We start from the raw sequence: 6269 nt of genomic DNA, 5'->3' as shown, positions 1-6269 counted from the left end.
ACGGCCACGAGCGCCTGCTCCTCGTCGAGTCCGCGGGGCCGAGCGCCTGCCACGACCGTCTCGAACTCGATTCGATCCGCGCCGAGGGTGGCCGGATCCGCGCCGACGCCGTCGTCGTGGACTCGAGAGAAGCTGCCGACGATGGGGCTTCGGCGGCGTGCGCGGACGTCATCACGCATACTGCCTCGCTCGCCCGGCTCACGTTCACGGAGAAACCGCTCGACTCGGCGACGGTCCGAACGACTGACGGGTGGGGACAGACGGCGGCCGTCCACGCCGATGTCGACGACCCGCTCGGCCCCGATCCCGACTCGCTGTCAGGGTCGATCCGCCCCGGTGAGGACCCCGATCCGGCGGAGCCGCTCGAATGCGACCGGACGGGTGTCGAACGCTACGACGGATGGTTCGAGCCGTCGGACGTAGCCTGGGGAACCCTCGAAGACAACGACGGCGCTAGGCTTGCGCTCCGGATCGACGACATCGCCTACGAGCGCGGTGAGACCGCCTCGATCCGGCTGTGGAACGTTGCCGACGAGATCGTGAACACCGGCAACAGCCGGAAGTACTCCATCGAGTACTACACCGAATCGGGCTGGCAGGATATCAGAGTGGGCGACGCCGACGGGTTTCGCGGGTACACCGACGAGGCGTTCGGGCACCCGCCTGGGGAGGGCTTCGAGTGGTCGATCGAGTTGACCGAATCCGGGATCGCCGAGGCGACACCCCACGATCACGCCGATGTCTGCCCGGCACTCACGCCGGGGCGCTACCGGTTCGTCTACTGGGGTGCGATCGGTGGCGCGGTCGCGGTCGGGTTCGAGTTGACGTGAGGAGGACCTTCGATCGGCGTTTGAACCAACAGCACACTATCTCCGGTAGCTGAGTGCGCAGTATCGGGGCCCGCGCGTGGGCCGTCACGGATATCGGGACGAAAAGATTCCTCCATCGGGGCCGACCTCCTCACGACGGCCTCGGAAGCCCGACTTCGATCGTCGTCCCGCCCCCGGAAGCGGTTACGTCGACCGTCCCCTCGAGGTTTGTGATGAGCCAGTAGGCGAGCCACAGACCGAGCCCCTGACCGTGGACGAGCGGCTCCTCCTTGCCCGTTTCCAGCACCCGCTGCTCCGTCTCGGGCAGCCCCGGCCCGTCGTCGGAGATGGCGAGTCGGATCTGCGTATCGGTGACTGCCACCTCAATATCGACTGCCGGCGGATCGCCCCCGTGTTTTGCCGCGTTCTCGATCAGTTCCCAGAGTCCGGTCTCCACGCGCGGGCGCGTCGCGGCAACCACCGACTCCGGCGCGTCGAGCGTCACGGCGGCATCCGGGTACCGGGTCTCCAACTGGGACGCGGCGCGTTCGACGATGGGAACGACATCGATCGCTTCTAGGTCGGGTGACAGATCGCGGTTCTGTTCGAGGAGCTGTGCCGACTCGCTCAATTCGAGCAACCGGTCAGCCGTCTCGCTGATGTGCCGCGCCTTCGCGGCGGTACCGCCGTCGAGTTCCGCCTCAAGGATCTCCGCGTACCCGCTGATGACGGTCATCTCGTTCCGCACGTTGTGCCGCAACACCCGATTGATGACGCTTATAAGCCCCTCCCGCTGTCGCCGGTTCGTCGCGTCGCGGATCATCAACTGGATGCCGACGATGTCTTGGGGCGTCCGCTCCGCCGACGGGATGCTCTGGTCGTAGATCGGGACGCCCCGAATGTCCGTGTACACCGTCCGCCCCGACTTTGTTTCGAGCGGGAAGTCCCGGACCTGCGTTGTCGTTCCGCTCAGGGCCCGCTCGATCTGCTCTCGCGCCCACTCGGTTACATCGGCATCGGGGTGGACGACCGTGATCGACTCCCCTTCGAGTTCCTCGGCGGGATAGCCTAGGAACTCCTCGACGGAGGGCGAGACGTACAGAAACCGGCCGTCGGGGTCGATCCGGGCCACCACGCCGAAACTGGCGGCGATGATGGCGCGATACCGCTCGTTTTGCTCGTTCAGTTCCCGTTCTCGCTCGATCAGCGCTCGCCGTTGGCGCTCCGTCTCCGTGACGTCGGAGAACGCGACCATTCGGACCCCCGAGTCCCCGAGTGCGACGGTGTTCGTCGAGACCAGGTAATACCGACGTTCACCCGCGTGTTCGCGTTCGATGATCGACTCGCTTTCGTCGGTGATGTCCGCGACCGCCGGAAGAACCGTCGAGAGCCGCCGACCGACCGACCTTTCGAGCGCCGGGAAGATGGCGGCGGCCGCGGGGGAGTAATCCCGAATATATCCGTCCTCGTCCAAGTAGATCGAGGGGTCGTCCTCCCGGGCTGTGTTCTGGATTGCTAAGAACCGCCGGTGGAACACGAACAACGCCCCGACGCTGAAGCCGGCGACGCCGAGCGGTGCGTAGATAACCTCGATCACTTGCGGTGTCGTGAGCGCCGCAACGTCGACGATAATGGGGATTGCGAGCAGCGCAACGAGCACGGTGAGCGGGCGGGTGTCGTACTCCGAGGTGAGGTACAACTCGAAGATCATGAACAGCCCAACTGATGCGAGCACGTACGAGAGTCCGGTAACGGCCCAGTGGAACACTCCGTGCTCGATCGCAAGGTACGTGAACGGCACCGTTGCCTCCCGAGTAGTGAAGTAGAGGCGGTGGATCGGGTTTGTGAGTTTGACCGCCACGACGGAAAAAAACACGGCGGCACTGATCCATCGTAGCCCTCGCCGCCGGTGGTACCCACGACCGGTGTAGGCCGAACAGAAGTACAGCCACGCCCAGACCGTCGCAAACCCGAAAATGAGCCCGACCGTATAGGCTGGCTCTCGGAGCGTGTCTGGCAGAACAAAGAACGCGACTTTGAACACCCCCCACATGCCTGTCGCGAGGAGCATTCCAACGATCCCACGGCGTATCTCGCGGTTATCAAACGTTCGCGCGCGCGGAATCGCCGCCAAACAGACGACGCCGCTCCCGCCAAAGAGCAGTATATACGCTGCTTCGATAGTGCTCACAATCAGTATTGTGTACCCGAAGTTCGGGCAGGGATGTAAAATAGGCCGGCGTGCGCTCGGCCGAAGCGAGGACCGAGTGAACTCATCGTCCCTTTTTTGTAGATGGTCCACTTGAACAATATCATCTGTCGGTGAAGCGCACAGAACTTCTTCAAGAGCCGGCACGCCGGGGTCTGCGCGGCCGACTCCGACGACACTCGCCGTTCGTCATCGCGGGGGTCGGAGCGAGCCTACTACTCGTCGCTATCGGCCACCACGTAGCCGAATTACGCAGTGTGGACGGGCTCATGGGGCCGCTCGCCGCGCTCCTGTTGGACTCGGTACCCGCGCTCGGACTCGTCTACGCCGGGTTTTATACCGCTCGGAGCGATCTTCCCGAGCGGGACCGGTTGCGGGTCGTTCGCTGGTGTCTGGGTGGGGGAACCCTGTTCGGAGTCGTCATGTGCGCGACGTTCGTCGTCCGTATCGCTGAGGGGCGTAGCGTCGCCGAACCCGTCTTTCCACTGTTGGTCGCCGTTGAAGCGGGCGCCATCGCGGGCACAGTCGCCGGATACTACAACGCTAGGGCGCGGGCGGACGCCCGCCAGGCACGGACGGTCAGCGACGCGTTGGCGTTCGTCAACGATCTTATCCGCCACGACATCCGCAATGACCTGACCGTGATCGACGGCCGCGCCGAACTCCTCGAGATGGACCGAGCGGAGCCAGCCCCCGGCCACGAGCACGCGGCGGTGATCTCAGAGAAGGCGAGTGAGGCACTCACGCGGATCGAAACCACCCGTGCGATCGCGGACGTATTAGAGGGCGATCCCGAACTCGAATCCGTCGATCTCGCTGCGGTCGCCGGGCAACTGGCTGCGAGAACGCGAAACACCTTCGACATCACCGTGGAAACCGATCTCCCCGACCGAGCGCCCGTCACCGCGAACGCCGGCCTCCGATCGGTCGTCGACAACCTACTCGAGAACGCCGCTGAACACAATGACGCCGACGAGCCGCGAATAGAGGTGTCGGTCGACGCCGGCCCCGAGGCCGTCCAGTTAACGGTCGGTGACAACGGGCCGGGAATCGCTGACGAACGAAAGGCCGCACTCCTCGATGCCTCCGAGCCCGGGGGAAACGGGCTCACGCTCGTCCGGACGTTGATCGAAGGCTACGGCGGGACGATCCGGATCGAGGACAACCAGCCTCGGGGGTCGGCGTTCGTCGTCACGCTCCCGCGGGCCGACCGTAGCGGCGGTCCCGCTCCCGAGCAAACGTGATCGGCCGGCTTCCCGATCGTCCGTATCGACAGATGCAACCGGTATGTGAACGTTACAGGCACAACCGGTATGTCGGTTGCTGCCGCACGTCCGGGCGTATGACTGACGATGTCACCTACGAGATTGCCGACGCGGTGAGCACGATCAGACTCCGACGCCCCGAGCGCCACAATGCGATGACGCTCGAGATGTGGCGTGCCGTCGCCGATGGCGTCCGCCGGGCGGACGGCGACGGTGCTCGGGCAGTCGTTCTCACCGCTGAGGGGGACCTCTTCTGTTCGGGCGACGACATCGAATCGCTCGCAGAGATCGAGGACGATCGCGACGCCAGAGTGTTGGCGGACACGCTTGCGGACTGTTTCGACGCCATCGAGCGCTCGACGGTCCCCGTCGTCGGGTGGGCCAACGGCTCCGCCTACGGCGGCGGCTTCGAACTCCTGATGGCGGCGGACATCACGGTCGTCCCGACTGAGGCGACGTTCGCGCTCCCGGAGACGCAGATTGGGGCGATCCCGCTATACGCGGCCAAGCGGCTCTCCTCGCTCGTGGGACGCCAGCGAGCGTCCCAGTTGGCGCTGGCCGGCCAAGAGATATCTGCCGAGCGCGCCGTCAAGTGGGGAGTGTTTGCGCGGGCGGTCCCCGAGGCTGACCTCGAGGACGCCGTCGCCGAGACCGTTGCGGCGCTCAAACAGTCCGCGCCGGAGGCGCTGGCGACGACGAAGGCATGGCTCAACGCCCCGCTTCGCTCCGAGGCCGAGCGGGTCGGGATGCGAACCGGACTCGGGCACCTCTACGCCGGCGAGGACGCCCGCGAGGGAGCCGAAGCCTTTCTTGAGGGCCGCGACCCGGAGTTTGTCAACTGACCGTCCCGCGGCGAAACACGAAGCGCTTTCCCCGCCGTGGCCCCCACCGACCGTATGGTCGAACTCACCGAGCGCAAGCGGCTTGCCGGCCGTGGTGTCGCGCTCTCCGTTGTCGGCGCGATGTTCACGATCACGATCGTCGGCGCGTTCGTCGGGATTCCGATGATGCTTCTGGGCGTCGTCTTTCTCGTCAAAACGATCTTTGCCGGCAGCGACGACGCCGACGCTGCCTGACTCGCCGGTCTTCGCAACCACTGCGATCGCGAGGGTATCGCACGCCCCTCACCCGCCCGCTGCCGTCGCCCGGTACCTTTTGAGGCCGACCCACGAACGTTCGCCGCATGACTACGACAGCGCTGTTCATCGTGAGTGAGGATGGGTACTGGGGCGAGGAGTGCGTCGAGCCGCTGACCACGCTCGAAGACGCCCACATTGACGTGACGGTCGCGACGCCGACCGGAGCGCCGCCGGTCGTCGACGAACGGTCGGCCGATCCCGAGGAGGTCGGCGAGGAGACCGCCGAGTGGGTCTGCGACATCGACGACAACCACCCGGAACTCAACGATCCGATCCGACTGGCGCGGGCGAACGCCGACGACCACGACGCCGTTGTCTTCCCCGGCGGCCACGGCACCGTCTGGGATATAAACCAGGACCGACACGCCCGCCAACTCCTACTTGACGCCGTCGGCGGTGACGACGGCACCGCACTCGTCGTCTGCCACGCGGTCGGCATCCTCGCGTTTACACGCGAGGCCGACGGCTCGTTCCTCGTTGCGGACCGCGACGTGACCGGGTTCCCGAACGCCTGGGAGGAGGGTATCGTCGACGACGACGACTGCTTCGGCGGCCGAAAGCTTCCCTACTGGGTCGAGGACGAGGTGCGAACCGCCGGTGGGAACTTCGACCCCGAACCCGATGCCGACGCGAGCGTCACGGTCGACGGCGATCTGATCACCGCCCGTGGCCCCGGGTCATCGGCGGCTGCCGCCGAAACGCTGCTCGACGCGCTCGGTGAATAAGGCCGGTATTCGCCACCGAACCGGCTTCGCGGTCGCGGTCGCGCTGTTCGGCGATCAGCCGTCGAGTGGGTGCGCAGCCGAATCGTGAACGCTTTTTAAAATGACCGTGTACCAAACGCATG

At 65.6% G+C, this 6269-nt stretch carries 6 protein-coding genes; 5 read left to right on the top strand and 1 reads right to left on the bottom strand.

Annotated features, from left to right (window positions below):
• Positions 1-830, top strand: an 830-nt coding sequence (locus ACI944_RS10395) for a hypothetical protein (RefSeq protein ID WP_411718978.1), incomplete at its 5' end; no start/stop codon positions are given.
• A 130-nt stretch (positions 831-960) separates the two neighbouring features.
• Here the strand turns inward: ACI944_RS10395 and ACI944_RS10390 are convergent.
• The gene (locus ACI944_RS10390; protein WP_411718977.1) at positions 961-3000 is read right to left on the bottom strand and encodes a PAS domain S-box protein; all 2040 of its coding nucleotides are present in this window, start codon (positions 2998-3000) and stop codon (positions 961-963) included.
• A 173-nt stretch (positions 3001-3173) separates the two neighbouring features.
• Between ACI944_RS10390 and ACI944_RS10385 the strand changes: the two genes are divergently transcribed.
• The 4 genes from ACI944_RS10385 (at position 3174) to ACI944_RS10370 (ending at position 6147) form a co-directional block, all read left to right on the top strand.
• Positions 3174-4262: an ATP-binding protein gene (locus tag ACI944_RS10385; protein ID WP_411718979.1), complete on the top strand. Its 1089-nt coding sequence runs from the start codon at positions 3174-3176 to the stop codon at positions 4260-4262.
• A gap of 98 nt (positions 4263-4360) precedes the next feature.
• Positions 4361-5125, top strand: a complete 765-nt coding sequence (locus tag ACI944_RS10380) for an enoyl-CoA hydratase/isomerase family protein (RefSeq protein WP_411718976.1) — start codon at positions 4361-4363, stop codon at positions 5123-5125.
• Between the two features lie 54 nt (positions 5126-5179).
• A complete protein-coding gene (locus tag ACI944_RS10375) occupies positions 5180-5359 on the top strand; it encodes a hypothetical protein (RefSeq protein ID WP_411718975.1) in 180 nt (59 codons plus the stop codon).
• A gap of 107 nt (positions 5360-5466) precedes the next feature.
• The gene (locus ACI944_RS10370) at positions 5467-6147 is read left to right on the top strand and encodes a type 1 glutamine amidotransferase domain-containing protein (protein WP_411718974.1); all 681 of its coding nucleotides are present in this window, start codon (positions 5467-5469) and stop codon (positions 6145-6147) included.
• Positions 6148-6269: the final 122 nt, after the last annotated feature.

The organism is Natronomonas sp., from assembly GCF_046710025.1.
GTDB lineage: Archaea > Halobacteriota > Halobacteria > Halobacteriales > Haloarculaceae > Natronomonas.
The sequence above is the reverse complement of the archived record's forward strand: the minus strand, read 5'-3'. Positions and strand labels throughout refer to the sequence as shown.